This is a genomic window from Micrococcus sp. Mcc89, from assembly GCF_024519795.1.
GTDB lineage: Bacteria > Actinomycetota > Actinomycetes > Actinomycetales > Micrococcaceae > Micrococcus > Micrococcus luteus.
Map to the genome: position 1 here is coordinate 1 of NZ_JALJRI010000081.1, position 1,751 is coordinate 1,751.

Sequence of the window (1,751 nt, forward strand, 5' to 3'; positions counted from 1 at the left end):
GAGACGCTCCTCCGGCCTCACTGGCACCGACCCGAGTCAACAACGTCATGACCTCTTACATCTAACGGACGGGTGCCGTCGAAGTCGACCGCCAGTCCTCAGCAATCAGGCACGTCCCGCCCCGCTTCATGAGGAAGATGCCCACCACAACAGCAACAACCCGGACCCCAACAGGGACCGGGCTGTCGTCTCAAGAGGCTGTCTGGGTTGGTGCTGCTCTGGCTGGCTGGTGGTGGTGAGGGCTTTCCCGAAATGCTGTTTTCAGGCGGAGAGCCGGGCCTTACCGCGCCGGGGCTCTGGAGCTGCACACGCCAGATCGCGAGTTTGCACACGGTCTCCGCGCGCCCCAGGACCTGACGTCGCTGGAGTCATGTGTCTGTATCCAGGCGCGCTCGCTGGCTCGCTCAGCCCTCCTGCGCGGAAGGGACACTCTGTGGTGTGGCCAGGAAGACCGGCGGGCTGTCATCCGTGTAGACGACGACCTGGATCCGGTGTTCCACGCTCGCTCGATCAGGTTCATCCCGGTCCCCTGCGACGCCGGCGAAGAAGGTGTCAAGAACTGCTTCCCTGGTGATTGAACCCGCGCTAGGGCTCCACCAGTAGATGATGAGCTCGCTCGGCGATGCTCCGTCGCCAGTCGGACGGTTGAGGGCGTCGTACACGCGGCGCCACCACCAGCCGTCGGTCTTGCCGAGGGAGCACCCGAAGATGATGAACAGCCGAGTGTCGGAGAACAGATGCCCGTACTCGATGCGGTTCATGGCCCAGTACGGCTTCATGAGTTGCCGGTGCGGGTGCACGCCGGCAGCGAAGTTGTCGGGAGCGTCGATCCCGAACAGGAGCGACCGCGGAATCGGCTGCTGCCCGTGAGGATGGATGACCTCGCTGCGGAGGTAGCTCGACCAACCGGTCTTGTGGTCTCCGTAGCCCCTTGGATGGTTGGTTGGGTTCGGTCGGAACTGGAAGTTCCGGTCTGCGAACTTGTGCGCTTGCGGCAGGAACTGCTGGGCGTCTCGGAACACGTAGTCGTCCAGCAACGGCGTGTAGTTGAAGTTGACGAAGAGATAGTTGAAGAGGTCGTAGTGATCGGTTTCCTCGGGGAAAGCGAAGGAGCCAAAGGTCTGCGAGCCGTTCGCTACGTCCCCGATGAAGTCCGCCATCGACCTCACGGCCAAGGAGCCCTCGGCGGAGTCCTTCCCGACCCGGGCGAGCAGGTCGGGCGGTGCCACGAGTTCGAGGTACTCCGAGAACGCTGCCTGGATGGCGAGTGTTGCGTCGTAGACAGCGCTAGCGAGGTGCCCACCGCCCGTAGGCGTGATGAGGTCTCCGATCGCAGCCTCGACGTCACTCCAGTTCTCCTGGCCGCCCGCCTTAGCAGCCGCCATCTGCTTCACGACAAGGTTCGAGGAGTCGAAGTCGCGGGAGAAAAGGTAGTGGTAGAAGGCCGGGTAGCGGGGAGAGAACCGTGACCCGTAGCGCCGAGTGACTTGGATGTCGAAGCCGTTGCCCACCAGGACCATGATGTTGTGCTGGCGTCTCAGCTTCTCGTACTCGTCCTTGGTGAAAATGCGATACCCCATGGCGGGTCCTGTTCGTCCATCGCGGCAGAGTCGTCGGCGCCTGGTACGTGCCGGCGGTCATACGGGTGATCCTAGGCGGGTGCTACCGCAGGCGTAGGGGCGAGACACCCGGGATGGTGAGCCGCCCCCTTCATTCGGTCCGGACGTTCTGTGAGTCGTCGGTTTCCATTT

The 1,751-nt window shown here is 63.2% G+C and carries 1 protein-coding gene; it reads right to left on the reverse strand.

The genetic code is table 11. The features are described from left to right. Window positions 1-404: 404 nt before the first annotated feature. Window positions 405-1,580: an AbiH family protein gene (locus NR072_RS08165; RefSeq protein WP_256836823.1), complete on the reverse strand. Its 1,176-nt coding sequence runs from the start codon at window positions 1,578-1,580 to the stop codon at window positions 405-407. Window positions 1,581-1,751 lie beyond the last annotated feature (171 nt).

Coding starts and splice junctions, on each gene's coding strand:
- NR072_RS08165 (WP_256836823.1), bottom strand. CDS start 1,580: ATGGGGTATCGCATTTTCACCAAGGACGAGTACGAGAAGCTGAGACGC.